Source organism: Conchiformibius kuhniae DSM 17694, assembly GCF_000428785.1.
Classification (GTDB): Bacteria; Pseudomonadota; Gammaproteobacteria; order Burkholderiales; family Neisseriaceae; genus Conchiformibius; species Conchiformibius kuhniae.
Map to the genome: position 1 here is coordinate 241,999 of NZ_AUAP01000001.1, position 26,722 is coordinate 268,720.

Here is a 26,722-nt window from a genome sequence, read left to right on the forward strand (position 1 = left end):
CGGAAGTCGTGCCGCCGCCCGCAAAAAAGCTGCGGCGAATGGTACACCATTTTTGCGCTTCAGGCAGCCCGAAATGTCAAAAAAGGTTAAAAAAACCGCCCCAAAAGGGGCGGTACGGCAGGGCAGACAATCAAGGCGTGTAATAAATCGGCGAACCCGGCCCTACCGGCAAACCGAACACAAACACCCACAAATAAAACAACACGCTCCAACCCGCCAAAAACGCCACAGAGTAGGGCAGCATCATCGCCACCATCGTGCCGACCCCCGTATCGCGCTTATACCGAATCGCCACCGCCAAAATCAGCCCGAAAAAGCTCATCAACGGCGAAATAATATTGGTAACCGAATCGCCGATACGGTAGGCTGCCTGAATCGTTTCCGGCGCATACCCCACCAGCATCAGCATCGGCACGAAAATCGGCGCGGTTACCGCCCATTGCGCCGAAGCCGAACCAATCATCAGATTGATAAACGCGCAAATCAGAATAAAACCAATCATCAGCAAACCGCCCGTCAAACCGATGTTTTTCAAAAATTCCGAGCCTTTCACCGCCATCACCGGCCCCAAATTGCTCCAACTGAAATAGGCGATAAACTGCGACACAAAGAAAATCAACACCAAATACAAAGCCATAGAACGCATGGAATTGGTCATGCCATCAATGATTTCGTCCGTAGTCCGCATCGTGCCCGCCACGCGCCCGTAGGCGATGCCCGCCGCCGAGAAAAACACGAAAATAAACGCCACAATCCCGTGCATAAACGGCGAATTGGCGATTTTGCCCGTTTCGGGATTGCGCAGCACGCCGTTTTCAGGCAGCACCGTCAGCGACAGCAGCACGCCCAAGGCCAACACCGTAAACAAGGCCGCTTTCAAACCGCGTTTTTCTGCCTGCGTAAGCTGTTCAATATTGATGCCTTCTTCCGCCGCGCTGCCTTCTTGCGGGTCATACTTGCCCAAACGCGGCTCCACGATTTTGTCGGTAACGATAAAGCCCAGAAACACAATCAAAAAGGTGCTCACCGCCATAAAATACCAGTTCGCTTCCACGCCCACCGTGTAATCGGGCGCAATCAGCCGCGCCGCCTGTTGGGTGATGCCCGACAAAATCGGGTCGAGCGTGCCAATCAGCAAATTCGCGCTGTAACCGCCCGACACGCCCGCAAACGCGGCGGCAATGCCCGCGAGCGGGTGCCGTCCGAGCGAGTAAAAAATCATGCCCGCCAAGGGGATAATCACCACATAACCCAATTCCGCCGCCAAATTGGACATCACCCCCGCAAACACCACCGCAAACGTAATCAGGCGCGGCGGCGCGTTCAGCACCACCCCGCGCATGGCGGCGGCAATCAGCCCCGAACGTTCGGCGATGCCCACGCCGAGCAAGGCCACCAAAGACGAACCCAAAGGTGCAAATCCGGTAAAGTTTTTCACCAGATTTTCCACCATTTTCGCCAAACCGTCGCCGTTGAGCAGGCTCACCACGCGGATAATGCCGTCTTCGGCGCGGCCTTTCGCGCCTTCGGGACGCGGGTCAATCGCGCTGACGTCAAAATACGCGCCCAATGCCGATGCCAACAGCAGTAATCCGATAAAAATCAAAAACAAAACCACAGGGTGCGGCAATAAATTGCCGAGCCATTCCACGCCGTTGAGCAGCTTGTCGAGGCGTTTGTCGGTTTTTTGCGGGGGGTTTGCGCTTGCCATGATGTTCTCGCAAAAGTTTACACAAGTTGATTATTTTCGCGCTTGACAATGCGTCTGGCAAATAAGAAAAAGTTATTTGGCAAATTATTGCGGCAAATTGCAGACGCTGCGCGGCGGGCGGCTTGGTTTTCGGGCGGCGGTTTGCTATGATGGCTGTTTTGACCATAATTTTTCTAAAGAGGTGAAATCATGTTCAGTACCGAATGTTTGAAACCGAAACTGCGCGAGCTGTTGCGCCCCTTGGCACAGCAATTGGTCAATCGCGGCATCAGTGCCAACCGTTTGACGTGGGCGGCGGCGGGCGGCTCGCTGGCGGTGGGGGTGTTGTTGGCGGTGTTTGCCAAAGCGGCGTTTTTGTTTTGGCTGCTGCCGCTTTGGTTGCTGGCGCGGCTGGTGTTGGACGTATTGGACGGGCTGATGGCGCAGGAGTTTATGCAGGAATCGGCAGAAGGCGCGTATTGGGCGGAATTGGGCGCGGCGGCGGCAGATGCGGCGTTGTGGCTGCCCTTGGCGGTGTTGGCGGGCGCGTTGCCTGTGGGCTTGCTGGTGTGGTTGGGCGCGGTGTGCGAATTGTGCGGACTGCTGGGCAAGGTACACGGCTATCACGGACGCCGTCATGACGGCCCGATGGGGCGCAGCGACCGCATGGCGGTGCTGGCGGTGCTGGCGGTGTGGTACGCCGTGGCGGGCAGCCTGAACGCCTTTGCGCTGCTGTTGCTGTGGCTGACCGTGGCCGCCACCGCCTACACCTGCTGGCTGCGCATGCAAAACGGCTTGCGCGGCTATGGCGAAGCACAAACCGTTGCCGCCGTAGCCGACGATGGCGACAACGAATAATCAGACCCAAACCACAACACCGTCCTTTCTGCCTGCGCGGAAAGGACGGTGTTGCGTTTTTTCGGTCAAATAATGATGATGCGCGTTTTAGGGTGTGTCATCAATTAAACTCTTTTGTTATAAATCAGCATAATACAAAAACACCGTCATTCCCGCACAGGAAGCAATATTTTATCGATGCTTTTTGAAGTTTGTTTTGGATTCCCGCCTGCGCGGGAATGACGGTTTGCGCTTTTGATGATGCGCGTCTTAAGCGGACTTCTGCCAAGTATCTTTCAAACCCACCGTGCGGTTGAACACGGGGCTGCCCGCAGCGTGGTCGTAACGGTCGGTAACGAAATAGCCCAAACGCTCAAACTGCCAACGGCTTTCTGCCGCCAAACCGTTGGCAACGGGTTCCGCCCACGCCGTGATTTCCCGCGCCGAATCGGGGTTGAGAAAATCGGTAAACGGACGGTATTGCCCGTCTTCGCCGCGCACCGCATCGGGGCGTTCCACCGCAAACAGACGGTCATACAAACGCACTTGCACCGGCACGGCGTGCGCCGCGCTTAACCAGTGAATCACGCCTTTCACCTTGCGCCCCTCCGGTTTTTTGCCCAGCGTGTCGTGGTCAATAGAACATTTCAATTCAACCACTTCGCCGTTTCCGTCTTTCACGGCTTCATCGCATTTGATGACGTAGCCGTAACGCAGGCGCACTTCGCCGCCCACGCTCAAACGCTGCCAGCCTTGCGGCGGCTGTTCGCTGAAATCATCGCGTTCAATGTAAATGGTTTCGGAAACGGGGATTTCGCGTTCGCCCATGTCGGGGTGGTTCGGGTGATAAGGCGCGGAACGGCTTTGGGTTTTTTCGCGGTCAAAATTGGTCAGGGTAACTTTTAAAGGATTTAACACCGCCATCATGCGCGGTGCGGTGTTTTCCAAATCCTCGCGCACCGCACCCTCCAAAACGCTCATGTCCACAATGTTTTCCGATTTGGAAATGCCCGCGCGTTTGGCAAACAGGCGCACGCCCGCCGGCGTGTAGCCGCGCCGCCGCATTCCGGAAATGGTCGGCATGCGCGGGTCGTCCCAACCGCGCACATGACCTTCGCTAACCAGTTGGTTTAATTTGCGTTTGGAGGTAATCGTGTACAGCAGTTCCAAACGGGAAAACTCGTATTGGCGCGGGCGCGTGGGGTGCGGTGCGGGAATATTGTCCAGCACCCAATCGTAAAGCGGGCGGTGCGCTTCAAATTCCAGCGTACACAAAGAATGTGTAATCCCTTCAATGGCATCGGAAATGGCGTGGGTGTAGTCGTACATCGGATAAATGCACCATTGGTCGCCCGTATTGTGGTGGTGGGCGCGGCGGATGCGGTAAATCACGGGGTCGCGCAAATTCACATTACCCGATGCCATATCAATTTTCAGGCGCAGGGTTTTGCTGCCGTCCGCAAACTCGCCGTTTTTCATGCGTTGGAACAAATCCAGATTTTCCGCCACGCTGCGTTCGCGGTAGGGGCTGTTTTTGCCCGCTTCGGTAAGCGTGCCGCGATATTCGCGGATTTGTTCGGCGGTCAAATCGTCCACATAGGCCTTGCCGTCTTGAATCAAACCTACCGCATAATCATACAGTTGCTGAAAATAATCGGAGGCGTAACGCGGCTCGCCGTTCCAGTCAAAGCCCAGCCAGCACACGTCTTCTTTAATGGAATCAACGTATTCCTGATTTTCTTTTTCGGGATTGGTGTCGTCAAAACGCAGATTGCACAAGCCTTTGTAAATATACGCCAAACCGAAATTCAGGCAGATGGATTTGGCGTGTCCGACATGCAGATAGCCGTTCGGTTCGGGCGGGAAACGGGTGTGGACGGCGGCGTGTTTGCCGTTTGCCAAATCTTTTTCAATGATGGTGCGGATAAAATGGTTGTCGGCAAATTCTTGCGGGTGCATGGTGTTCCTTTTTCGGGGTGTTCGGCAGTGAAACGATTATACCAAGAAGGGTGCGCTCTGTGCGTGCGCGGCGCGTTTTGCAAAAAGCGGGCAAACGGTGGTATAGTCGCCACGATTTTTCAACTTTTTGGGAACGCCGAAAATGTCCGATTTCCGTCAAGATTTTCTCCGGTTTGCGCTGGATTGCGAAGTATTGAAGTTTGGCGAATTTACCACCAAAGCGGGGCGGCAGTCGCCGTATTTTTTCAATGCGGGTTTGTTTAACGATGGTGCGTCTGCGCTGCAATTGGCGCGTTTTTACGCGGAAGCGGTTGTGCAGAGCAAAATTGAATTTGATATGTTGTTCGGCCCTGCTTATAAAGGGATTGTGTTGGCTGCCGCCACCGCGATGATGCTGGCGGAGCGCGGCATCAACGTGCCGTTTGCCTACAACCGCAAAGAAGCCAAAGACCACGGCGAAGGCGGCGTGTTGGTGGGTGCGCCCTTGGCGGGGCGGGTACTGATTATCGATGACGTGATTTCGGCGGGTACTTCGGTGCGCGAATCGGTGCGCCTGATTGAAAACGCGGGCGCAACCCCCGCCGCCGTCGCCATCGCGCTCGACCGCATGGAAAAAGGCACGGGCGAGCTGTCTGCCGTGCAGGAAGTGGCGCAGCAATACGGCTTGCCCGTTGTGGCGATTGCCACGCTGGACGACTTGTTTGCCCTGTTGCGGGCGCAGCAGCATGCGGATTTGGCAAACCACCTGCCCGCGCTGACCGCGTATCGCGAACGGTATGGCGTATCGGATTAGGGCGTATCGTTAATTGACCGAAAAACCTCTGCGCCGTCATTCCCGCGCAGGCGGGAATCCAAGTTGAAGCACAATGAAACGGTGATAAAACATCGTTTGCCAAGCATCGTGCAGTGGATTCCCGCCTGAGCGGGCATGACGGCATTTCTTATACTGCACTGATTTCCAATAGAAAATTTAAATAATGACACACCCTGACCAACAAAAAAACACCCTATCGAAAAACCAAGAACGCTTACTGCTGCGCCAACTTTTTAACCAAAAAATCATGGAAAACCTAAAAAATAACCAAACCTTTGACCTATCGGCAATTTGGGCGGAAACCCAAGACTTTTCAGAACTGAAAAACCAACTTACTGACCTAAAAAAATGCTTGGACAGTTTCAGACCGCTATCGGAAAACGAAGTTTTTAAACTCAAACAAGCCTTTGACGTTGAATACACCTACCAAAGCAACAAAATTGAAGGCAACACATTAAGCAAAAACGAAACCCATCTGATTGTTAATAAAGGATTTACCATCAAAGGGAAAACCCTTACAGAACACTTGGAAGCCATCAACCATCAAGAAGCGATTGACTATATTAGGGAAATTGCCGTTTCCGATGTCCCGTTTGACAAACGCTGCCTGTTAAACATTCATTCCCTGATACTGCACGGCATCAACAGAGAAAATGCGGGCAGATACCGTCAAGAAAACGTAATGATTTCAGGCAGCAGCTTTATTCCGCCGTCATTTCTCCAAATTATGGATTTAATGAATGAATATTTTGAATTTTACGAACAAAACAAAGACACCATGCACCCTGTAGAACTTGCTGCGGAAATGCATGAAAGACTGGTAACCATACACCCGTTTATCGATAGCAACGGATGTACCGCAAGATTGGTTATGAACCTAATTTTACTTCAAAACGGTTATCCGATTACCATTTTAGACGGTGAAAACGAAAAAAGATTTGCTTATTATGACAGTTTGGAGCTGGCTCGAACGGGAAACGACCCTGAAAAACGGCAATTCAAGATTTTTATCGGCAACAACGTGAAAAAATGGCTGTTTACTTATCTGAACCTGCTTGCCCCAAATGGAAACCAACACGCACAAAACAAAGGCTATTACTTCTTCAAAAAAATTGAACCGCTTATCCAAAAACAATAAATCTTGGTTTGTCTAAAAAAATCATTTTTATTCAAAAAACTTGTTAAATATATTAAGGAGATGGACGCATGAATGCCCAACCCCAAACCATTCCGCAACGGGTAACGGAAGCGGAATACCTGCAATATTGCGAAGACCATTTGGAAGAACGGTTTGAGCTGATTGACGGGGAAATCGTGGCGATGGAAGGCGCTTCCCGAAATCACGGTATCATCAAATCCAATTTGATTGTTTTGATGCACGCTCATTTGAAAAACAGCAACTGCTTTGTTTTTGCCAGTGCTTGGAATGTCAGGGTGGGGCAAAATTCCTACTATCCCGATGTGGTGGTGGAGTGCGGCACGGAAAGTGAATATGTTGCTGAAAAACCGTTGGTGATTGTTGAAGTGCTTGCCGATGACACCCGTGCAATTGATTTGACGGTTAAGGTAAGGGATTATCAAACCATTCCGACCCTGCAAGAATATGTGCTGATTGAGCAGGACTTTACTCATGTTGCGGTTTACCGGAAGCAGGAAAACTGGCAACGTACGGAATACATTTGCGGTGATGATGTGGTCGGCTTGGAGAGCTTGGATTTGTCGCTGGCAATGGCAGATATTTACCAACGAGTTGTTTTTCAAGCGCAAAGGCGGAGATTTTTGCAAAGGTAATGCCAAGCGTCTGTCAAACCGGTGCTGTTCCGTTCCATTGTGTGTGGGGAGGCATCACAGTTTTTTAAATTCAAAAATGCTGAAATCAGGGTTGATGCTGAGGTAGTATTGTGCGCCGTGCGCTTCCAGTTCGGCGGTGTGCCAAAAGCGTTTTTGTGTTTTCGGCAGCAGCACATGGGCGATGTGGTAGGGTTCTTGCACCACAGCGCGGGTTTGCGCGGCGTGCTGCCGCCACATTTTGGCAACGAGCGGCACGTCGGTAAAGGGAATGTGTTCCAGCAAAGTCAGGTGGCGGGACGGTTTTTTGCTGTTGAGTTCGTCTTCGTCATCGACAAATTGCCATTGTCCGTTTTCGTAGCGGAACAGCAGCAGTTTGTTGGGGCGGAGCGGGTCTTGTGCCTGTAATTCGATGCGCGGGCGCGTGCCGTCAAAAAAGTCGATTTTTTCAAAAACGTAAACGGGTTTGCCTTGAAATTGTGCTTGTTGGGGCAGGGTGGTTTGGGCGCGGCGCAGGGTGTCGGTGTCTTCGAGCAGGTTGCGGCGCACGACGGGTTTGGCGGCGGTTTTTTTGGCGCGTTTGGGGGCTTCGGCTTCGGCGGTATCGCCGCACGCGCCGAGCCATAATGTTGCCGTTGCTGCAATCAGCATCAGTAGGTTTTTGTGGTTCATCAAAATTCCTTTTCGCTTTGAAACCCTGCCGTTCACGGCGGTAAAATCGCTTTATAGTGGATTAAAATCGCAACGATACGGCGTTGCCGACGCCCTTACTACCCGTATACGGCGGGCGTTGTCGCCTTGTCTCGTTTTTATTTTTATCAACTATATTATTCGGGCGGGGCGTAAACCCGTCCGAATCAGGGCAAGGCATGGGGCTGTGCTTTATGTGCAGCCCTGTGGGTTGAAACATCAGCATGATTCCTTCGGGTTCACGTTTATGGTGTGTGGTTCAACTGTTTGCGTTCGTACACGGCTTGCGCCAGTGTGCCGGCATCAACGTATTCGATTTCGCTGCCCAAGGGCATGCCCCGTGCCAAGCGGCTGATGCGGTAGGGCTGGGCTTTGAGCAGTTCAATCAAAACATAGGCGGTGGCATCGCCTTCGGCGGTGGCGGCGGTGGCGATGATGATTTCGCTGATTGTGCTGCGGGCGAGCCTTTGCACCAGTTTCTCCAAGGCGATGCTGTTCAAGTCCATGTTTTGTATGGGGTTGATTTGACCCATCAGCACGAAGTAATGCCCGTCGTGGCAATGCGCCCGTTCCATTGCGGCGACATCGGCAGGCATGTGGACAATCATCAGTCGCTGCGGGTCGCGCTGCGGGTCGGCGCACAGGTTGCAGCGTTCGCCTTCGCAAAAGGTATTGCAATCAAGGCAGTGATTGACTTGTTTGAGTGCGTGTTGCAGGGCGTGGGCAAGCTCTGCCGCGCCCTGACGGTTTTGTTGCAACAGGGCGTGCGCCATGCGTTGTGCGGTTTTGGGCCCGACATTGGGCAGCACGCACAGGGCTTGTATCAGGCGGGTAAAGGCATCGGGGTGGGACATGGCGGTAAAAACGGCGTTTCAGGCGCGTCCGCGCAGCAGCAGACGCGCCTGAAATGGGGGGGCAAAACGTGGCGTTTACAGCAATACGCGGCGGAAATCTTTCAACAAATTCGCCAGATACACCACAAAGCGCATGCCCGCCGCGCCGTCAATCACGCGGTGGTCAAACGACAGGCTCAAGGGGCACATCAGGCGCGGTTCAAATTCCTTGCCGTTCCACACGGGTTTCATCTGCGATTTGCACACGCCCAAAATCGCCACTTCCGGCGCGTTCACAATCGGCGTGAAGCTCGTGCCGCCGATGCCGCCCAAGCTGGAAATGGTGAAGCACGCACCCTGCATTTCCTGCGGTTTGAGCTTGCCTTCGCGGGCTTTTTTGCTCAATTCGGTCAGTTCTTGGCTGATTTCTTTCAAGCCTTTTTTGTCCACGTCTTTGATGACGGGCACCACCAAGCCGTTGGGCGTGTCGGCGGCAAAACCGATGTGGAAGTATTTTTTCAGCACCAGATTGTCGCCGTCCAAAGACGAATTGAATTCGGGAAACGCCTTGAGCGCGGACACGGAAGCCTTGATGATAAACGCCAAGGGCGACACTTTCACGCCCGCTTTTTCCCATTCTTTGTTCAGGGTTTGGCGGAAACTTTCCAAATCGGTCATGTCGGCTTCGTCATTAACGGTAACGTGCGGAATCACCACCCAGTTGCGCGACAGGTTTTGACCGGAAATTTTCTTGATGCGGCTCAATTCTTTGATTTCAATTTCGCCGAATTTGGCAAAATCCACTTTCGGCCACGGCAGCAAGTCCAAACCGCCGCCCGAAGATGCGGGCGCGGCTGCCTGAACCGCGCCGCCGTTTTGCATCACGCCTTTGACAAAACCTTTCACGTCTTCCGCCAACACGCGCCCTTTCGCGCCCGTGCCGTTCACCAAGCCCAAATCCACGCCCAATTCGCGCGCCAGTTTGCGCACGGACGGGCCGGCATGCGCTTTGGCAAACGCGGCTTCATTGACGGGGGTGTCGCCGAATGCGGCTTTCGGTGCGGCGGGCGCGGGGCTGGGCTGTTGCGGCACTTGCGGCGCGGGCGCGGCTGCCTGAACGGGCGCGGCTTCCGCTTTCGGTGCGGGCGGCGGCGTGGTTTCGGCTGTCGGCGCGGCATCGGCGCTTTGCACATCGGCAATCGGGCTGCCTTCGGACACTTTGTCGCCCACTTTCAGATGCACGGCGGTTACCACACCGGCGGCAGTGGACGGCACGTCCATCGTGGCTTTGTCGGATTCCAAAGTCAGCAGCACATCGTCCAAAGCGATGGTGTCGCCCACTTTGATTTCCACCGCAATCACGTCCACTTCGCCGCCGCCGATGTCGGGAACGGCGATTTGCTGCACGGCGGACGCGCCCTGCGGCGCGGCTGCCTGAACGGGTGCTTCGGATTTCGCCGTCTGCACAACGGGTTCGGGCACGGCAACGGCGGCTGCGGCGTTCAGGCGCACAATCGGGCTGCCTTCGGAAACCTTGTCGCCCACTTTTACCAACACTTCCGCCACCACGCCCGCCGCGTCTGCGGGAACGTCCATGGTGGCCTTATCGGTTTCCAGCGTCATCAGGGTATCGTTTTCGGCAACGCTGTCGCCGACTTTCACTTCTACGGCAATCACATCCACATTTTCGTGTCCGCCGATGTCGGGGACTTTGATTTCTACGGTACTCATTCTCTTTCCTTAATTTTTAATCGGCATGGTTTCAGGCAGCCCGCGTTTTTCAGGCTGCCTGAAAACCCGTCAGCGTTTCCAGCTCGGCGCAACGTCCGTGTCAATGCCGTATTTTTCAATGGCTTGCTGCACCACCACTTTTTCCAGCTTGCCCTCGTCCGCCAAAGCGTTCAGCGCGGCAAGGGCAACGTGGTAGCGGTCCACTTCAAAGAAACGGCGCAAATTGGCGCGGCTGTCGCTGCGGCCGAAACCGTCCGTACCCAACACGGTGTAGCTGCCGTTTTCTTTGGGAATGTAGGCGCGGATGCGGTCGGGGAAGCTGCGGATGTAGTCGGTGGCGGCAATCACGGGGCCGGCGTGTCCCGCCAACTGCTGCGCCACAAACGGCACTTTCGGCGCACTCATCGGGTGCAGGCGGTTGTGGCGTTCCGTTTCCATCGCATCGCGGTGCAGCAGGTTGAAAGACGGGCAAGACCACACGTCCGCGTCCACGCCGAAATCGTCTTTCAGCAGCTTGGCGGCGGCGATGACTTCGTTCAAAATCGTACCCGAACCCATCAGTTGCACTTTGTTGCCGCCGTTGCCGCCCTGTTGCAGCAAATACATGCCTTTCAAAATTTCCTGCTCGATGCCCTCGCGTTGCGGCATGGCGGGGTGGGCGTAGTTTTCGTTCATCACGGTCAGATAGTAGAACACGTCTTCCTGTTCCACATACATACGGCGCAAACCGTCATGAATAATCACCGCCAATTCGTATTGGAAAGTCGGGTCGTAAGACACGCAGTTGGGAATCAAGTCTGCCTGAACGTGGCTGTGGCCGTCTTCGTGCTGCAAACCTTCGCCGTTCAGCGTGGTGCGTCCCGCCGTGCCGCCGACCAAAAAGCCGCGCGCGTGCATGTCGCCCGCCGCCCAAGCCAAATCGCCCACGCGCTGAAAACCGAACATCGAGTAATAAATATAGAACGGAATCATCGCGTAACGGCTGTTGGCGTAAGACGTGCCCGCCGCAATCCAGTCTGCCATCGCGCCCGGTTCGTTGATGCCCTCCTGCAAAATCTGACCGTCCACCGATTCTTTGTAGAACATCAGTTGGTCTTTGTCCTGCGGCGTGTATTGCTGGCCTTTCGGATTCCAAATCCCGTATTGGCGGAACATGCCTTCCATGCCGAAGGTACGGCTTTCATCGGGAACGATGGGCACAATGCGCTTGCCGATTTGCTTGTCTTTCAGCAGCGCGGACAAAATCCGCACAAACGCCATCGTGGTGGAAAATTCGCGCTCGCCGCTTGATTGCAGTTGCGCGTCAAAAGTGTCCAGCGCGGGAATCGGTAGGGCTTCGGTGTTGGGATTGCGCTGCGGCAGGTAGCCGCCCAAAGCGTTGCGGCGTTCGCGCAGATAGCGCATTTCCTCGCTGTCTTCGGGGAAGCGGTAGTAGGGCAAATCGCCGCTTTCAATTTGCTCGTCCGACACGGGAATGCCGAAACGGGTGCGGAATTTTTTCAGCGATTCCACGTCCATTTTTTTGGCTTGGTGCGCCACGTTCTGACCTTCGCCCGATGCGCCCATGCCGTAGCCTTTGATGGTTTTCGCCAAAATCACGGTGGGACGGCCGCCTGCGTTGTTCACGGCTTCGTGGTAGGCGGCGTAAACCTTGTGCGGGTCGTGGCCGCCACGGTTCAAGGCCCACACCTCTTCATCGGACATATTCGCCACCATCGCTTTGAGTTCGGGCGTGTTGAAGAAGTGTTCGCGCACATAGGCGCCGTCTTTGGCTTTATAGGTTTGGTAGTCTCCGTCCACCACTTCTTCCATGCGTTGTTTCAAGTGGTTGTCGGTATCGCGGGCGAGCAGCGCGTCCCAACGGCTGCCCCAAATCACTTTCAGCACGTTCCAGCCCGCGCCACGGAAATTGCCTTCCAATTCCTGAATGATTTTGCCGTTGCCGCGCACGGGGCCGTCCAAGCGTTGCAGATTGCAGTTGATGACGAAAATCAGGTTGTCCAAGCCTTCGCGGGCGGCGAGCGAAATCGCGCCTTGGCTTTCCGGCTCGTCCATTTCGCCGTCGCCGCAGAACACCCATACTTTGCGGCCTTTGGTTTTGCTCAAGCCGCGCGAATCCAAATATTTCAGGAAACGCGCTTGGTAAATCGCCATCAAGGGGCCCAAGCCCATGGATACGGTGGGGAATTGCCAGAAATCGGGCATCAGGTGCGGGTGCGGATAGGACGACAGGCCGTCTCCGTCCGCTTCTTGGCGGAATTTGTCCAGTTGTTCTTCGTTCAAGCGGCCTTCCACGAAAGCGCGGGCGTAGATGCCCGGTGCGGAGTGTCCCTGTACGAACACCAAATCGCCTTCTTCATCGCCGTTTTTGGCGTGCCAGAAATGGTTGAAGCCGACATCGTAGAGCGTGGCGGCGGATTGGAACGATGCGATGTGTCCGCCCAATTCCAAGTCTTTTTTACCGGCGCGTAACACCATTGCCGCCGCGTTCCAACGGATAATCGAGCGGATACGGTGTTCCAATTCGTGATTGCCGGGCGATTTTTGTTCTTTGCCCACCGGAATGGTGTTCAGATAAGCGGTGGTGGCGTCAAACGGCAGATGCACGCCGCGTCTGCGCGTGTATTTGACCAGATTTTCCAGCAGGAAATGGGCGCGTTCTTCGCCTTCGTGCTGCAACACGGAACTGAGCGCGTCCAACCATTCTTGGGTTTCGACAGGGTCGGTATCGCGGACGTCGTTGTAGGTTTGGGACATCGTTTTTCCTTTCTTGACTGCTTGACAATGTTTCAACTCGGTTTCAACGCACAGGGGCGCATGCCCCGATTCAAACCGAACCAAAGAATTTTGACGAATCTGCACAGGGCAGAAATACCGCATTGTACACGCAATGCGCCCCGTAAAACAAAAAGTCGCGCCAAGCCTGTGCCGCGCACGCATCATGCGCGGGCAGACGGGCAGGACGGCGCGGGTGGTTTGCGGCGAAATGACGGCGCGACTCGGGGTGTGTCATCAATAAATCGAAAAATCGAAAAACCTCTGCACCGTCATGCCTGCCCGCGCGGGCATGACGGCATTTTTGTATGATGCTGATTGTCATTAGGGCGTGTCATCATTTAAATTCTTTCATTGAAAATCAACGAAATATAAACACTGCCGTCATTCCCGCGAATGCGGGAATCCACTGCCCGATGCTTGGTAAGTGATGTTTTATCAAGGCTTGTCGTGCTTTGACTTGGATTCCCACCCGCGCGGGCATGACGGCGCGGCGTTTTTTCAGTCAATTGATGACACGCCCTACACCAGCTTGGGAAACAGGTCGCGCAGCCCCGCCACGATGATTTCCACCGACACCGCCGCCAGCAGCATGCCCATCACGCGGTTGAGTACCGTCAGCCCCGTTTCGCCGAGCAGATTGCTCACCTTCGCCGCCGCAAACAGCACCACATAGCACAGCAGCGCAATCACCCCGCCGGCAATCACAATGGCGGCAACGTCCCAATAGCTTTTCGCCGAAGCGGTGTAGATGACGACTGTGGAAATCCCGCCGGGCCCAATCATCATCGGAATCGCCAAAGGCACGACCGAAATCGCGCCGATATTGGGCGAAGCGTGCGGCTTGATGGTGATTTCGCTGGCGTCGTCCGTGCCGATTTCGGGCTTGGCGGGGTTGTTGCCGCTGCTCATCATCGAAATGGCGATTAAAAACACCAAAATCCCGCCGCCCACGCGGAACGCGCCCGTGCTGATGCCCAAAGCGCCCAGCAGCCAATTGCCCGTCAGCGCGAACACGGCGATGGTAACAAACACGCTGAACGAAGCGGCTTGGGCGACTTTGTTGCGTTCGCGTTTGCTGTAGTGGTGGGTCAAGTCCAAAAAAATCGGCAGCGCGCTGAACGGATTGACCAGCACCACCAACGCCAAAATGATTTTGGCGATTTCCAACTGCAAGCCCATGACGAAAATCCTTTTATGCGAATGTGTCGGGAAAAAACGGTGTGCATCTTACCGAATTTCGCGGCGGCTGAAAACGCGTTTGCGCGGGAAAACGGACAACTGCGGTATAATCGTTTTTTTCGCAGCTTCGACCACGGAGACACACATCATGCACACACAGGTTTTCCAATATCAAACGGGGCGTTTGGACGCTGCCGATGCGGCTGAATTGGGCGCATCGTTCCACACTTTGCAGCCGAGCGCGTACAAAGACGGCGCGTTCCGTTTGCGCCGTTATTCCACGTTCCGTTACTGCCGCCGCTCGGGCGACATCCGTTTGCAGGCGAACAGCCAGTTTGTTCAGGGCGAGGATTTGAACGCGTTTCAGGGCAATGTGGCGCGTACTTATGACGATTTGACGGCGCAAACGGTGGCGTCAAACGGTTTTGCGGCGATGATGCGCCGTTTTGCCGAAAAGGCGGATTTGCCCGAGCAGGCGCACATCGAGGTGCATCAGATGCGGATTGTCGCCAAAAACGGCGCACAGGCTGCCGAATCCACGCCCGAAGGCATTCATCAGGACGGTTTTGACCGCATCGGGGTGTTTACGGTGGCGCGGCACAATGCCGAAGGCGGCGAGCTGTATTTGTGGCAAAACAAGGATGATGCCGAACCGGTGGCGGCGTGTACGCAGCAGGCGGGCGATTTTTGCGTGTTGAACGACAAGGCGTTGTGGCACAGCGCATCGCCCGTGTGCGCGGCAGATGCGGCATCGCAGGGCTATTGGGATTTGTTTGTGCTGACGGCCAACCGCGCATAAGGGGCAGGGCGATGGATTATCCGATTGATGCGGTGCGCCGCCGTTTTCCCGCGCTGCACCATGCGGACGGCAAGGGGCAGTTGCCCGTGCTGTTTGACGGGCCCGGCGGCAGCCAAGTGCCGCAAAGCGTGTTGGACGCGATGGTGGGCTATTTGGGGCGCTACAACAGCAATTTCGGCGGTTTTGCCGATGCGGGCGTGCGCACGGGGCGTTTGGTGTCCGATGCGCGGCAGGCGGCGGCAGACTGGCTCGGCTGTGCCGCAGACGAGGTGTTTTTCGGGCTGAATGCCACCAGCTTGATGTTCAACGTCAGCCGTGCCGTTGCCCAAACGTGGCGGGCGGGCGACAACATCGTTTTGAGCAGCCTCGACCATTTCTCCCACGTTTCATCGTGGCAACGCGCCGCCGAAGAACGCGGCGTGGCGGTGCGGATGCTGCCCCTGAACGCGGACGGCAGCGATTTGGATTATTCCGCCTTGCCCGACCTGCTGGACGGCAACACCCGCCTGCTTGCCTTTGCCGCCGCGTCCAACGTATCGGGTACGGTGGCGGACACGGCGCGGCTGGTGGCGGCGGCGCGGTCGGTCGGGGCGTGGGTGAGCGTGGACGCGGTGCATGCCGCCGTCCACGGGCTGCCCGATGCAGCGGCATGGGATTGCGACTTTCTGTTTGCCTCTGCCTACAAGCTCGGCGGGCCGCATCTGGGCATCTGCTTCGGCAAACGCGCCCATCTGCACGCCCTGCGCCCCTACAAAGTCGCGCCCGCTTCCGAAGCCGTGCCGAACCGTTGGGAACAAGGCACGCAGTCTTTTGAAGCGCAAGCGGGCTTCATCGCCATGATCGACTACTGGGCGGCACTGGCGGAAGACGGCGCGGGCGACCGCCGCAGCCGTCTGCGCCGCAGCTACGCGCAAGTGCGCCGCTACGAACAAGGCATCAGCCGCGCCGTTTTGGACGGCTTCCGCCAACGCCCCTTCGTGCGCCTGTACGGCTTGGACAGTGAACACGGACGCACCCCCACCTTCGCCTTCAACATCGTCCGCCCGAACGGCGGCATCGTCTGCCCGCAGCAGATTGCCGCGTGGTTCGGCGAGCGCAATGTGGCGGTCGGAAGCGGCAACTTCTACGCATGGGACGTGGTGTCGCATTTGGGCGTGGCGGAAACGGGGCTGTTGCGCATCGGCTGCATGCACTACACCACCCACGACGAAATCGCCTGCTTTTTTGCGCTGCTGGACGAATGGGTGCAAACGCACCTTTGAGCCGCAACTAGCGCACTGCGCCGTCCTGCCCGCCCGTGCGGAACGGACGGCGTTTGTTCAGCCGTCCGCCATTGCCCATTGCGCGGCGGGGTCGGCACAAAAACGCCTGATGTGCGCCGCCAGTTCGGCGCGGCTGCGCGGGTACAAACGGCTTTCGTGCGCCACAAAGCCCCATTCGTCATCAATCTGCATCAAAGTCAGCACGAAATGCCCGCGCTCGGGCGCGTACACCGCATCAAACACAAACCGCGCATCGGCAGACGCGCCGCCGATAAGCTGCGGATTTAAATAATCATGCAGATTGCTCGGGTTCGGCTCGCTGTCGGGCAGGGCGGAGCGAATGTGCCAACCGTTCATCAACATTCCTTTTCGGTTTAAAACCCCGCCGTTTACGGCGGTAAAATCGCTTGATTATTCGGGCGGGGCGCAAGCCCGTCCGAATCGGGGCAAGGCATGGGGCTGCGCTTTATGTTCAGCCCTGTGCGGCTGCCAAACGGTACAAAAACGTGCGCTCGCGCTGCCGTGCAAACGCCAAAGGGTCGGACGGGTCGGCGGCTTTGCCGTGTATGGGGCGGACGTGGTCGGCAGCGAGCAGGCGCAAGCCCGCTTGTGCAAACCATTGCGGCAGGGCATCGGCAGGACGCAAACTCAAATGTTCCGCCAAATCCGACAGCACCAGCCAAATCTGCCCCTGCGGATTCAGGCAGGCGGGCGCATCGCGCAAAAACGCCCGCAACATGGCGTGGTCGGGGTCGTAGAGCGCGGATTCGATGGCGGAAGTGGGTTTGGCGGGCAGCCACGGCGGATTGCACACAATCAAATCTGCCGTGCCTGCGGGAAACAGGTTTTGCTGCAACACGTCAATTTTCGCGTGCAAACCGAAACGGCGCACATTGGCGCGGGCGCACGCGGCGGCGCGGGCATCGCAATCGGTCGCCACCACGCGCCGGAAGCCCCGTTGTGCCAGCAACACCGCCAACACGCCGCTTCCCGTGCCGATGTCGAACGCCGTTTCGCACACGGGCGGCAGGGGCGCATCGCGCAGCAGCCCGACATATTCGCCGCGCACCGGCGAAAACACGCCGAACGGCACATGAATCCGTCCGTCCAAAGCGGGCACGTCCACCCCTTTCAGATGCCATTGGTGCGCCCCGATAAAGCCGAGCAATTGCTTGAGCGGCAACAAAAACGGTTCGCGGTTGGGCGTGCCGTACACGTCTGCCAGCGCGGCGGACACATCGGGGGCGCGGGGCAAATCCAGCGTGAAGCCGGCACCGATTATCACCAGCAGCATATTGGCGGTGCGGCTGTGTTGCGATTGTGCCAAACGGTGTTTGTGGAAAGCGGTTTGCGGGTCGGGCGCGGGTGCGGCGGGTTTGCGGGCGTGTTTTTTCAGTGCGGCAAGCAGTTGTTTGCCCTGATGGAAATCGCCCGTCCACAGCGTTGCCGTGCCGTTGCAGGCGTGGCGGAACACCTGTGCGGCGGAAATTTGCCGTGCCGGTACGGCGCGTTGGGGCGGACGGTGGCGGTTTTCGCTGCGGTAGGCAAGGCTGCGCCCGTCTGCGAGGGTGATGGTGTGGAGCGGCACGGCATCAGTCCTTGTCTTCGGCGTAGGGGTCGCGGCGGAACGGGCGTTTGAGCAAAATCCGCACCGCGCCGTCGTTGTTCGGGCGCGGTTCGGCGTAGGCAAGCACGTCGGGGTGCTGCATCAGCCAACGGCGCACCAGCGATTTGAGTACGGGCGTGTAGCCCCGCGAACCCAGCCCGCTTCCGTGCACGATTTCGCCGCACACGCCGCGTTTTTGCACGAAAACAATAAATTCGTTCAGTACCTTTTGCGCTTCTTCCTGCGTGTAACCGTGCAAATCCACGTCCGCCACCACCGGCCAATGCCCCGCCTGCAAACGTTTGATGTCGTTTGCGCCCTGACCGTTTTTGCTGAAGGTGGCGGGAATGTCGATGTGGGCGCCGCCTTCGCCGATGAAAAACAGGTTTTCACCGTCATCGTCTGCCGTGTGGTTATGACGGCGCGGCTTGATGGGGCTGCGGTCGGGCGGGGGGTAGTAGGTGTTGCGCGGCTTGAGCGGCACCACGTCTGCCATCAGCGCGGCAAAATCGGTTTCGCCCGCTTCGCGTGCCAAGCGTTGTGCTTCGCGTTCGGCGGCGCGGCGTTGTTCGGCATCGTGTTGCGCCTGACGGTGCAGGGCTTGAAGTTGGTCTTGCAAAGTCATGGTGGTGATGGTTGTTTCAAATTCTGACGGACGGGGTTGGGGCGTATCATCAATTGACCGAAAAATCCCTGCACCGTCATTCCCGCGCAGGCGGGAATCCAAAACAAATTTCAAAAAGCATGGATAAAGCATCGCTTCACAAACATCGGGTAGTGGATTCCCGCCTGCGCGGGAATGACGGCATTGTTGTATTATGCTGATTTATAATAAAAGTTTAATTTATGACACGCTCTGGGCATCTTTGCCCGCTTGTTTGTTTTCCAAATATTCCCAACGTTCCAAACACGCCAGCAATTCGTTTTCAATTTCCGCCGCACGGTTTTGCAGCTTGGCGGCGCGTTCGTAATCCTTGAAAATATCGGGGTCGGACAATTGGGCATTCAGCGCGTTTTGTTCGGCTTCCAAAGCGGCGATGCCTTCAGGCAGCGCGTCCAATTCGCGTTGTTCTTTAAACGATAATTTCACGCTGCGGTTTTTCGGTTTGGCGGCTTTTTCCGGCGCGGCGGCGGCAGCGGGTTTGGGCGCGGCTGCGGCCGCCAGCTCGCGTTCGCGGCGGTGCGCGTCCGCATAATCCTGATAACCGCCGATGTATTCGCGCACGCTGCCCTTGCCGTCAAACACGATGCTTTGCGTAACCACATTGTCCAAAAACATACGGTCGTGCGACACCAAAAACACCGTGCCCGCATAATCGCGCAACAATTCTTCCAACAATTCCTGCGTATCGATGTCCAAATCGTTGGTGGGTTCGTCCAAAATCAAGATGTTGGCGGGACGGGTAAACAATTTTGCCAACAACAGGCGGTTGCGCTCGCCGCCCGACAGCGAGGAAACGGGGCTGTGCGCCCGCGCCGGCGGAAACAGAAAATCCGCCAGATAACCCATAATATGACGGCGTTTGCCGCCCACTTCCACATAGTCGTTGCCCTGACCGAGCGTGTCAAACACGGTATCGTTGTCGTTCAGTGCGCTGCGGAACTGGTCAAAATACGCCACTTCCTGCTTGCTGCCGATGCGTATTCGTCCGAAAGTGGGCTGCAATTCGCCCAAAATCAATTTTAAAAACGTGGTCTTGCCCACACCGTTGGCGCCGATTAAGCCGATTTTGTCGCCGCGCTGAATCACGGCGGAAAATTTGTCCATAATCACGCGGTCGCCGTAGGCAAAGGAGGCGTGTTCCAATTCGGCGATGATTTTGCCGCTTTTTTCGCCCGCGTCCAGCTTGAACGACACTTGCCCCTGCCGTTCGCGGCGGGCGGCGCGTTGGCGGCGCAATTCTTCCAAACGGCGCACGCGCCCTTCGTTGCGGGTGCGCCGCGCTTCAATGCCTTTGCGAATCCACGCTTCTTCTTGGGCGTGGAATTTGTCAAACAGGCGGTTGTGTTCGGCTTCCACCGCCAATTCCTGCGCTTTTTTCTCGCTGTATTTGGCGAAATTGCCCGCGTAGGAACGCAACACGCCTCTGTCCAATTCCACGATGCGGGAAACGGTGTTGTCGAGAAAACGGCGGTCGTGCGTAATCAGAACGAGGCTGCCTGAAAACTGGGCGAGCAGGCTTTCCAGCCAAATAATCGCGTCAATGTCCAGATGGTTGGTGGGTTCGTCCAGCAGCAGAATGTCGGGCTTTTGCACCCACGCTTGCGCCAATGCCACGCGTTTTTTCTGTCCGCCGGAAAGTTCGGACAGGGCGGCGTGTTCGGGCAAACCGAGTTCGGCGATGGTTTGGCGCACGGCGGCATCGGCCTGCCAGCCGTTTTGCGCTTCAATTTGGTTTTGCAGGTCGTTGAGCTGTTGGTTTAATTCGGGATTTTCGTGGTCTTGCGCCAGCGCGTGCGAAATCTGATGATAACGGCGCAGGGTGTCGCGCAATGCGCCCAAACCGGCGGACACGGCGTCAAACACGCTTTGTTGCGGGTCAAATTCGCTTTCCTGCGGCACGTAAACGGTGGTCAGCCCGTTTTGCACAATCAGGCGTCCGTCATCGGGCTTTTGCACGTTTGCCAAGATTTTCAACAGGGTGGATTTGCCTGCGCCGTTGCGCCCAATCAGCCCGACTTTTTCGCCGGCTTCCAGTTGGAAAGCGGCGTGGTCGAGCAGGGGGACGTGTCCGGCGGCGAAGCAGGCGTTTTCTAGGGAAAGTATGGTACTCATGGGGCTTCGTGTGGCGGCGGCGGTGCGCCGGCGGGGTGTTTGTAGCGGTTGTAGGCAAACAGGTATTGTTGGGGGAAGCGGCGTATCAGGCGTTCCAAATTGCGGTTGAGCCACAGGGCATCATCGGCGGGCTTGCCCGCAGGTGCGCCCTGCGCCGGCTCGATGTGCAGCGCGAAGCCTTGTCCGCAGGGCAGGCGTTCGCCGCAAAAAAACAGGGTTTGTACGTTTTTGACTTGCGCCAGCTTGGCGGCAAGGGTGGCGGTGTAGGCGGGCGTGCCGAAAAAGTCTGCCCACACGCCGCCGCCTTCGTGCGGGTCGGGAACGTGGTCGGGCAGCACGATGGTGCTTTCGCCGCCGCGCAGGGCTTTGACGATTTGTTTCACGCCCTGTGCCGATGCGGGGGCGGTGCGCCCGTTGCCGCGTTGCCGTCCTTGCTGCATGATGTCGTCCAGCCATTTGATTTTCGGCGGTTTGTACAGTGCGGTGAGCGGGTGCGGCAAACGCTCGCTGATGTAGCGCCCCGCCAAATCGTAGCTGCCCAGATGCGGGGTGAGCAGCAACAGCCCTTTGCCCGTGTGCAATGCCGTTTCGATGTGTTCCCAGCCGTGCGTTTGCACAAACAGGCTGCGGATTGCGCCGGTGGGGCGGTAAAACGCCAAGGGCAGCTCCAGCCCGCTTTTTGCCGTTTCGCGCAACACTTGGCGCACGTCTGCCGCACGGGCGGGCAAATCCGCAATCTGCAAATGCCTGCGGACACGGCGGCGCGTGGCGGGCAGCAGGTAAAACGCCGCCGTCCCCAAGCCGTCGCCCAAGCGGTGCAACACCGGCAAGGGCAGTCGCGCCAACAATTTGAACACACAGGCAAGCATAAAACGGTATGGCACCCACAAAAGAAAACGATTTTAACACAGCACGGCAACGCAACGATTGAAACCGCCGCACAAAAAGCGCACAATCCCGTTTTTCGCGTCCACAGCAAAGGAAACGCCATGACCCGACCCCTGCACCCGCAAACCCTCGCCATTCGCGGCGGCAAATCGCAAACCGAGTATAACGAACACCACCAAGCCCTGTTTCTCACCAGCAGCTTTATGTTTGACAGCGCGGCGGACGGCGCGGCACTGTTTGCCAAAACCAAAGCAGGCTACACCTACTCGCGCACCGCCAATCCCACCGTTGCCGCATTTCAGCAGCGCGTGGCGGCTTTGGAACACGCCGAAGCCGCCATTGCCACCGCCACCGGCATGGCGGCGATTCAGGCAGCCCTGCTCACCTTTTTGAGCGCGGGCGACCACCTCATCAGCAGCCAAAGCCTGTTCGGCACCACTGCGGGCTTGTTAAGCGGACACATTGCCCGTTTCGGCATTGAAATTACCTTTGTTGCGCAAACCGACCTGCAAGCATGGCGCGAAGCCGTGCGCCCCAACACCAAAATGCTGTTTCTCGAAACCCCGTCCAACCCCTTGGGCGAAGTGGCGGATTTGGCGGCGTTGGCGCAAATCGCCCGTGATGCCGGCGCATTGCTGGCGGTGGACAACTGCTTTTGTTCGCCCGCGATTCAGCATCCGCTTGATTTCGGCGCGGATTTGTCGGTGCAGTCCGCCACCAAAGCGATGGACGGACAAGGGCGTGTACTCGGTGGCGTGGTGTGCGGCAAAACCGATTTAATCCAACAAATTGCCCTGTATGTCAATTCGGCGGGCTTGAGCCTGTCGCCGTTCAACGCTTGGCAACTGCTCGGCGGCTTGGAAACCCTGTCGCTGCGCGTGGCGCAACAGTCCGCCCACGCCCTGAAGTTGGCGCAATGGCTGCAAACGCAGCCGCAAGTGCAAAAAGTGTATTACGCCGGTTTGCCCGAACACCCGCAGGCAGATTTGATTGCCAAACAGCAAAGCGCGGGCGGCATGGTGCTGGCGTTTGAAGTGGCGGGCGGTCAGGCAGCCGCGTGGCGCGTGATTGACGCGGTGAAACTGTTTTCCAAAACCGCCAATTTCGGCGACGTGCGCTCCACCATCACCCACCCTTGGACGACCACACACGGGCGCATGAGCGCGGACGACAAACTGGCGGCAGGCATCACGGACGGCTTGTTGCGGATTTCGGCGGGATTGGAACACCTTGATGACTTGATTGACGACTTGGCACAAGCCCTCGACACATTGGGAGCATCAAATGTCTGAAGCCGAATTTGCCGCCATCGCCCTGAAAGTCTGCCTGACCGTTTTGATTGGCTTTTTGTTCTTCATCATCTGGGATTTGGGCAGAAAAGCCAAAGTGGGCAAACTGGGCATGTTCATCTTATTTTTGGTATTGGGCTTGGGCATTGCCGGATTTTTGTTCAAAAACGTCTTGGTCGGCTGGTTTGCCTGATTGTGCATCGGCTGCGAAGTGTGGGACAATCGCCGCCGACACCGATTTGCACAGGAAACCACCATGCTCGACCGCCACGGCTACCGCCCGAATGTCGGAATCATACTGCTCAACCAACACAATCAGGTATTTTGGGCAAAACGCATCCGCGAACCCGCATGGCAGTTTCCGCAGGGCGGCATCAAACCGGGCGAAAGCCCCGAAACGGCGATGTACCGCGAACTCACCGAAGAAACCGGACTGCTGCCCCGACACGTCAAAGTACTGGGGCGCACCCGCGACTGGCTGCGCTACGACGTACCGAACCACTGGGTGCGGCGCGAATGGCGCGGCAGCTATCGCGGACAAAAACAAATCTGGTTTCTGCTGCGCTTTACCGGCAGCGACAGCGACATCTGCCTGCACGCGGGCAGCCCGCCCGAATTTGACGGCTGGTGTTGGCACGCCTACTGGGCGCCGATTGACGAAGTGGTCGATTTCAAACGCAACGTATACCAAAAAGCCCTGACCGAATTGTCATCACTGATACGCAACTTGGAAAGCATGGGCGAATACCACGGGCGCATATTGGAAGAACGCAAACGGGCGCGGGCGCAGGGAGGCGGCACGCCCTAATAACGCGCCATTTCGGGGTCGATGTCCCTTGCCCACGCATCGATGCCCCCGCTCAAATTGTACAAATCGTCAAAGCCCGCCTCTGCCAGATAACGCGCACTGTTCAGGCTGCGGATGCCGTGGTGGCAATACAGCACAATCGGCACATCATCGGGCAATTCGTTGTGGCGCAGGGGAATCAGGTTCATGGGAATGTGGCGGTGTCCGGGCAGGGCGCACAGGGCGACTTCATCGTCTTCGCGCACGTCCAGCAGGACGGTGTCGGGGCGTTCGCGCAACAGGGCTTGCAGTTGCGCGGGGCTGATGGCTTGAATCATGAGGGGCGTTGTCCGAAACAGTGCTGCGGCAGAAACAGGTCCGGTTCTGCCGCAGTGTGTGGTTAAAACTTGAATTTGGCACTTTGTGCGGGAACGGATTTGGCGTCCAAGCCCGTAACCAGCGTGTCGAACAACACGGTTTGGGCAAATTCATCGCCTTGGCGGGTAATCAGCAGGCAATGCTGTACGGGGGCTTTGCCGGCAATCACCACCATGCGCCCGCCGTCGTTGAGTCGGGCTTTCAGGTTTTCCGGCACGGCGGGCAGTCCGCCACCGATGTACACGGCATCGTAGCGGTCGTGGCTGTGGCATTCGGCAAAGCCGTCGCCGTGTTCGTAGCGGATGTTGTGGAAATCCAAGCGGTCGAGTACCGCTTTGGCGGTGTGCAACTGGGTGCTGTCGGTGTCGAAGGTTTGCACCTGTCCTGCCAGCGATGCCAAAATGGCGGTGGCGTAGCCCGAACCCGTGCCGACTTCCAACACATTGTCGGTTTTTTTCAATGCCAAGCCCTGAATCATGCGGGCAACGATTTTCGGCTCGAGCATATAGCCGCCGTTGGGCAGTACCAAAGGCAGGTCGCTGTAGGCGTAGCCGCGTTGCGCGTCCATGACAAAGGCTTCGCGCGGAATGTCGGCAACGGCGTCCAGCACGTCAAAATCGAGAACGTTCCATGGGCGGATTTGTTGTTCGACCATATTGAAACGGGCTTGTTCAAAGTCCATATTCGGCTCCAAAATCGGGTTTGTGTGGTATGGGGATTATATAGTCAATGACCTGTGTTTGCCATACGGCGCGTGCCGGTGCGGGAAACAAAAAATCAGCCCGCAGGCTGATTTTGTGTGTTTGGTGGAGGCGGGGGGAATCGAACCCCCGTCCGAAAGTCCTCTACAAAGCGTTCTACATACTTAGCCGTGTCGATTTGGGTGTCTTATTTCCGTTGCGCCGACCGGCAGGCTCGCGGGAAACCAGTTACCTAAAATCTTATCCCCTGCCAAGTAACCCGACAGGAAACCAGTCAATGAAAAATGACGTTGCCGCGGCTTGCGCCGCACAGCCCATTGACCGACTGTTGCAACGGCTTGGCTTAAGCTGCCAGAGCGTAAGTTTCGTCGTTTGCGACTATTTTCGTTCAGTGTTTAACGGGCTTCTGAGACCCCGGTATGCCCGCATCTGCTTCGCAACCCCCGTCGAAACCAAGGACGCCCCCAGATAAGGAATTGGTCATTCTACGCCTTGTTTGGGCAGTTGGCAAGGTATTTGCGCTATAATCGGCGTTTTTTATCCACAACGCCCGCCTTATGTACAACGTCAATACGCAGGACGTGCGCCGTTTTTTTGCCGCCGTGTGGCAGCAACGCGCCGCGCCGCACGCGCTGGACGCTTTGCAGCAAAAAGCCCTCCGCATTCTCACCGCCCACCCCGAATACGCCCATTATCTTGAAAATATAGAACATTATCTGGATTACACGTGGACGCCCGAACAAGGCGAAACCAATCCGTTTTTGCATTTGTCGCTGCACCTTTCCCTACAGGAGCAGGCTGCGATTGACCAGCCGCCCGGTATTCGCGCCATTCACGAAACTTTGTGCGCCAAACACGGCGATTGGGTGAAAGCGGAACACGAAATGATGGACGCGCTCGCCGAAACCGTGTGGGAAGCGCAACGCTTCGGGCGCGGTTTAGATGTAAACGCCTATATGACGCGCCTGCGCCGTTTGGTCGGCTTGGGTCAGGAAGACGAGGCGCGACTCAATCCGCACGAAGTGCCGCTTTCCGACCGCATCAGCGCACGGGAAGACGCGTGAAACCCGCCGTGTTGCTGGTGCGCCCCGAAGCGCGTTTGGCGGACGATTTAGCGGTGTGCGCGGCGGCGGGCTGGCGCGGCGTGCCGTTTGCGCCGATGGCTTTGCGCCCCGATGCGGCGGCGTTGGCACGCCTGCCGGAACAGGCGGCGCGGGCGCACGCGCTGTTTTGGGTCAGCCCTTCGGCGGTGGAAACGGCGCGGCACACTTTGGCGTTTTCAGGCAGCCTGAAACACGTTGCGGTGGGCGCGGCAACGGCACGGGCATTGCAAACGGCGGGCGCGGAAAACATTTTTTATCCCGAAAACGGCAAAGACAGCGAAGCGGCGATGGCATTGCCGGTGTGGGACAGGCTGCCCGACAACGGCCGCGTGTTGATTGTGCGCGGCGCAGGCGGGCGCAACCTGTTGGCGCAATATTTGCGCGGACGCGGTTTGCGCGTGGATTTTGCCGAAATCTACCGCCGTGTGCCGCACCCGCCCGATTGGAGCGCGTTGGCACGCTTCGCGCCGTGCCGTGCGTGGCTGACGTCTGCCCAAGCCGCGCAGATGTTGTTTGCCCAAGTGCCTGCCTGCCATGAACAAAAATTAAAGTCTTTGTTTTATTTGACCCATCACCCGCGCATTGCGCGGGCGGCGGCAGATTTGGGGGTGGCGCGGACGGCGGTGGCGGCGGACTTGGCGCATGCGCTGATGCTGCCCAACACCGGAACGAATCATGTATAATTTGCCGTTTGGTCGGGGCGGGGCGGTTGAGTCCCGACAATTCGGGGCGGTATAATGGGCGCGTGCGTCCGTCAGGTGCCGCCTTGTGTCAAAAACCAATGACCTCAATTGCCTGCGCTTTGCGTGCAAAGCGGCGGCATTCACTGAAAAT

General features: G+C 57.1%; 26 protein-coding genes and 1 other RNA gene. 11 read left to right on the forward strand and 16 right to left on the reverse strand.

The genetic code is table 11. From position 1 onward, the window contains the following. Positions 1-130: 130 nt before the first annotated feature. On the reverse strand, positions 131-1,711 hold the full coding sequence (locus G392_RS0101265) for an AbgT family transporter (RefSeq protein WP_034334126.1): 1,581 nt from the start codon (positions 1,709-1,711) through the stop codon (positions 131-133). Between the two features lie 189 nt (positions 1,712-1,900). Here G392_RS0101265 and G392_RS11755 point away from each other — a divergent pair, with 189 nt between their 5' ends. After that, positions 1,901-2,548 carry a CDP-alcohol phosphatidyltransferase gene (locus G392_RS11755; RefSeq protein WP_051255501.1) on the forward strand — a complete coding sequence of 216 codons (648 nt, stop codon included), beginning with the start codon at positions 1,901-1,903 and terminating at the stop codon, positions 2,546-2,548. 249 nt (positions 2,549-2,797) lie between these two features. On the opposite strand, the gene G392_RS0101275 is transcribed toward G392_RS11755, so the two are convergent. Then, positions 2,798-4,486, reverse strand: a complete 1,689-nt coding sequence (locus tag G392_RS0101275) for a glutamine--tRNA ligase/YqeY domain fusion protein (RefSeq protein WP_027008757.1) — start codon at positions 4,484-4,486, stop codon at positions 2,798-2,800. Positions 4,487-4,628: 142 nt separating this feature from the next. Here G392_RS0101275 and pyrE point away from each other — a divergent pair, with 142 nt between their 5' ends. The 3 genes from pyrE to G392_RS0101290 all read left to right on the forward strand — a co-directional run bounded on the left by pyrE (position 4,629) and on the right by G392_RS0101290 (position 7,091). Further along, positions 4,629-5,279 (forward strand): orotate phosphoribosyltransferase, encoded by a 651-nt coding sequence (gene pyrE / locus G392_RS0101280; RefSeq protein WP_027008758.1) that lies wholly within the window; start codon positions 4,629-4,631, stop codon positions 5,277-5,279. A gap of 184 nt (positions 5,280-5,463) precedes the next feature. Beyond that, a complete protein-coding gene (locus G392_RS11760; protein ID WP_211224331.1) occupies positions 5,464-6,438 on the forward strand; it encodes a Fic family protein in 975 nt (324 codons plus the stop codon). Positions 6,439-6,506: 68 nt separating this feature from the next. After that, positions 6,507-7,091 carry a Uma2 family endonuclease gene (locus G392_RS0101290; protein WP_027008760.1) on the forward strand — a complete coding sequence of 195 codons (585 nt, stop codon included), beginning with the start codon at positions 6,507-6,509 and terminating at the stop codon, positions 7,089-7,091. A 54-nt stretch (positions 7,092-7,145) separates the two neighbouring features. On the opposite strand, the gene G392_RS0101295 is transcribed toward G392_RS0101290, so the two are convergent. The 6 genes from G392_RS0101295 to G392_RS0101320 form a co-directional block, all read right to left on the reverse strand. Further along, complete coding sequence (locus tag G392_RS0101295) at positions 7,146-7,760, reverse strand: hypothetical protein (RefSeq protein ID WP_027008761.1); 615 nt, start codon at positions 7,758-7,760, stop codon at positions 7,146-7,148. Between the two features lie 263 nt (positions 7,761-8,023). Beyond that, positions 8,024-8,632: a recombination mediator RecR gene (gene recR, locus G392_RS0101300; RefSeq protein ID WP_027008762.1), complete on the reverse strand. Its 609-nt coding sequence runs from the start codon at positions 8,630-8,632 to the stop codon at positions 8,024-8,026. Between the two features lie 75 nt (positions 8,633-8,707). Beyond that, entirely contained in the window at positions 8,708-10,342 is a 1,635-nt protein-coding gene (gene aceF / locus G392_RS0101305; protein ID WP_027008763.1) for a dihydrolipoyllysine-residue acetyltransferase, read from the reverse strand. Positions 10,343-10,411: 69 nt separating this feature from the next. After that, the gene (gene aceE / locus G392_RS0101310) at positions 10,412-13,099 is read right to left on the reverse strand and encodes a pyruvate dehydrogenase (acetyl-transferring), homodimeric type (protein WP_027008764.1); all 2,688 of its coding nucleotides are present in this window, start codon (positions 13,097-13,099) and stop codon (positions 10,412-10,414) included. Between the two features lie 70 nt (positions 13,100-13,169). After that, positions 13,170-13,355, reverse strand: a complete 186-nt coding sequence (locus tag G392_RS0101315) for a hypothetical protein (protein ID WP_027008765.1) — start codon at positions 13,353-13,355, stop codon at positions 13,170-13,172. A gap of 284 nt (positions 13,356-13,639) precedes the next feature. Further along, on the reverse strand, positions 13,640-14,299 hold the full coding sequence (locus G392_RS0101320; RefSeq protein ID WP_027008766.1) for a MarC family protein: 660 nt from the start codon (positions 14,297-14,299) through the stop codon (positions 13,640-13,642). A 148-nt stretch (positions 14,300-14,447) separates the two neighbouring features. Here G392_RS0101320 and G392_RS0101330 point away from each other — a divergent pair, with 148 nt between their 5' ends. Next, on the forward strand, positions 14,448-15,098 hold the full coding sequence (locus G392_RS0101330; RefSeq protein WP_027008767.1) for a 2OG-Fe dioxygenase family protein: 651 nt from the start codon (positions 14,448-14,450) through the stop codon (positions 15,096-15,098). Between the two features lie 11 nt (positions 15,099-15,109). Further along, complete coding sequence (locus tag G392_RS0101335; RefSeq protein WP_027008768.1) at positions 15,110-16,360, forward strand: cysteine desulfurase-like protein; 1,251 nt, start codon at positions 15,110-15,112, stop codon at positions 16,358-16,360. A gap of 57 nt (positions 16,361-16,417) precedes the next feature. Here G392_RS0101335 and G392_RS0101340 read toward each other — a convergent pair whose 3' ends face one another. The 5 genes from G392_RS0101340 to G392_RS0101360 all read right to left on the reverse strand — a co-directional run bounded on the left by G392_RS0101340 (position 16,418) and on the right by G392_RS0101360 (position 21,611). Further along, complete coding sequence (locus G392_RS0101340; RefSeq protein ID WP_027008769.1) at positions 16,418-16,717, reverse strand: hypothetical protein; 300 nt, start codon at positions 16,715-16,717, stop codon at positions 16,418-16,420. 115 nt (positions 16,718-16,832) lie between these two features. Continuing rightward, a complete protein-coding gene (locus G392_RS0101345) occupies positions 16,833-17,948 on the reverse strand; it encodes a methyltransferase (RefSeq protein ID WP_051255503.1) in 1,116 nt (371 codons plus the stop codon). Positions 17,949-17,952: 4 nt separating this feature from the next. Next, a complete protein-coding gene (locus G392_RS0101350) occupies positions 17,953-18,591 on the reverse strand; it encodes a Smr/MutS family protein (RefSeq protein WP_027008771.1) in 639 nt (212 codons plus the stop codon). Between the two features lie 219 nt (positions 18,592-18,810). Then, positions 18,811-20,742 (reverse strand): ATP-binding cassette domain-containing protein, encoded by a 1,932-nt coding sequence (locus tag G392_RS0101355; RefSeq protein WP_027008772.1) that lies wholly within the window; start codon positions 20,740-20,742, stop codon positions 18,811-18,813. Beyond that, positions 20,739-21,611 carry a lysophospholipid acyltransferase family protein gene (locus G392_RS0101360; RefSeq protein WP_027008773.1) on the reverse strand — a complete coding sequence of 291 codons (873 nt, stop codon included), beginning with the start codon at positions 21,609-21,611 and terminating at the stop codon, positions 20,739-20,741. Before G392_RS0101360 ends, G392_RS0101355 begins: the two co-directional genes overlap by 4 nt. Positions 21,612-21,731: 120 nt before the next feature. On the opposite strand from G392_RS0101360, the gene G392_RS0101365 reads away from it, so the two are divergent. The 3 genes from G392_RS0101365 (at position 21,732) to G392_RS0101375 (ending at position 23,727) form a co-directional block, all read left to right on the forward strand. Further along, on the forward strand, positions 21,732-22,922 hold the full coding sequence (locus G392_RS0101365; RefSeq protein WP_027008774.1) for an O-succinylhomoserine sulfhydrylase: 1,191 nt from the start codon (positions 21,732-21,734) through the stop codon (positions 22,920-22,922). Beyond that, positions 22,915-23,112: a DUF2788 domain-containing protein gene (locus tag G392_RS0101370; protein WP_027008775.1), complete on the forward strand. Its 198-nt coding sequence runs from the start codon at positions 22,915-22,917 to the stop codon at positions 23,110-23,112. Before G392_RS0101365 ends, G392_RS0101370 begins: the two co-directional genes overlap by 8 nt. A gap of 63 nt (positions 23,113-23,175) precedes the next feature. Further along, positions 23,176-23,727: an RNA pyrophosphohydrolase gene (locus G392_RS0101375; RefSeq protein ID WP_027008776.1), complete on the forward strand. Its 552-nt coding sequence runs from the start codon at positions 23,176-23,178 to the stop codon at positions 23,725-23,727. On the opposite strand, the gene G392_RS0101380 is transcribed toward G392_RS0101375, so the two are convergent. From G392_RS0101380 to ssrA, 3 genes are all read right to left on the reverse strand, one after another. Then, positions 23,724-24,044 carry a rhodanese-like domain-containing protein gene (locus G392_RS0101380; protein WP_027008777.1) on the reverse strand — a complete coding sequence of 107 codons (321 nt, stop codon included), beginning with the start codon at positions 24,042-24,044 and terminating at the stop codon, positions 23,724-23,726. The two genes, G392_RS0101375 and G392_RS0101380, sit on opposite strands and share 4 nt — an antisense overlap. A 62-nt stretch (positions 24,045-24,106) precedes the next feature. Beyond that, complete coding sequence (locus tag G392_RS0101385) at positions 24,107-24,766, reverse strand: protein-L-isoaspartate O-methyltransferase family protein (protein ID WP_027008778.1); 660 nt, start codon at positions 24,764-24,766, stop codon at positions 24,107-24,109. Positions 24,767-24,888: 122 nt separating this feature from the next. Further along, positions 24,889-25,251, reverse strand: a transfer-messenger RNA (tmRNA) gene (gene ssrA, locus G392_RS13200). 91 nt (positions 25,252-25,342) lie between these two features. Between ssrA and G392_RS0101390 the strand changes: the two genes are divergently transcribed. Continuing rightward, positions 25,343-25,849: a DUF1841 family protein gene (locus G392_RS0101390; protein WP_027008779.1), complete on the forward strand. Its 507-nt coding sequence runs from the start codon at positions 25,343-25,345 to the stop codon at positions 25,847-25,849. Beyond that, entirely contained in the window at positions 25,846-26,571 is a 726-nt protein-coding gene (locus G392_RS0101395) for a uroporphyrinogen-III synthase (RefSeq protein WP_034334129.1), read from the forward strand. Before G392_RS0101390 ends, G392_RS0101395 begins: the two co-directional genes overlap by 4 nt. Positions 26,572-26,722 lie beyond the last annotated feature (151 nt).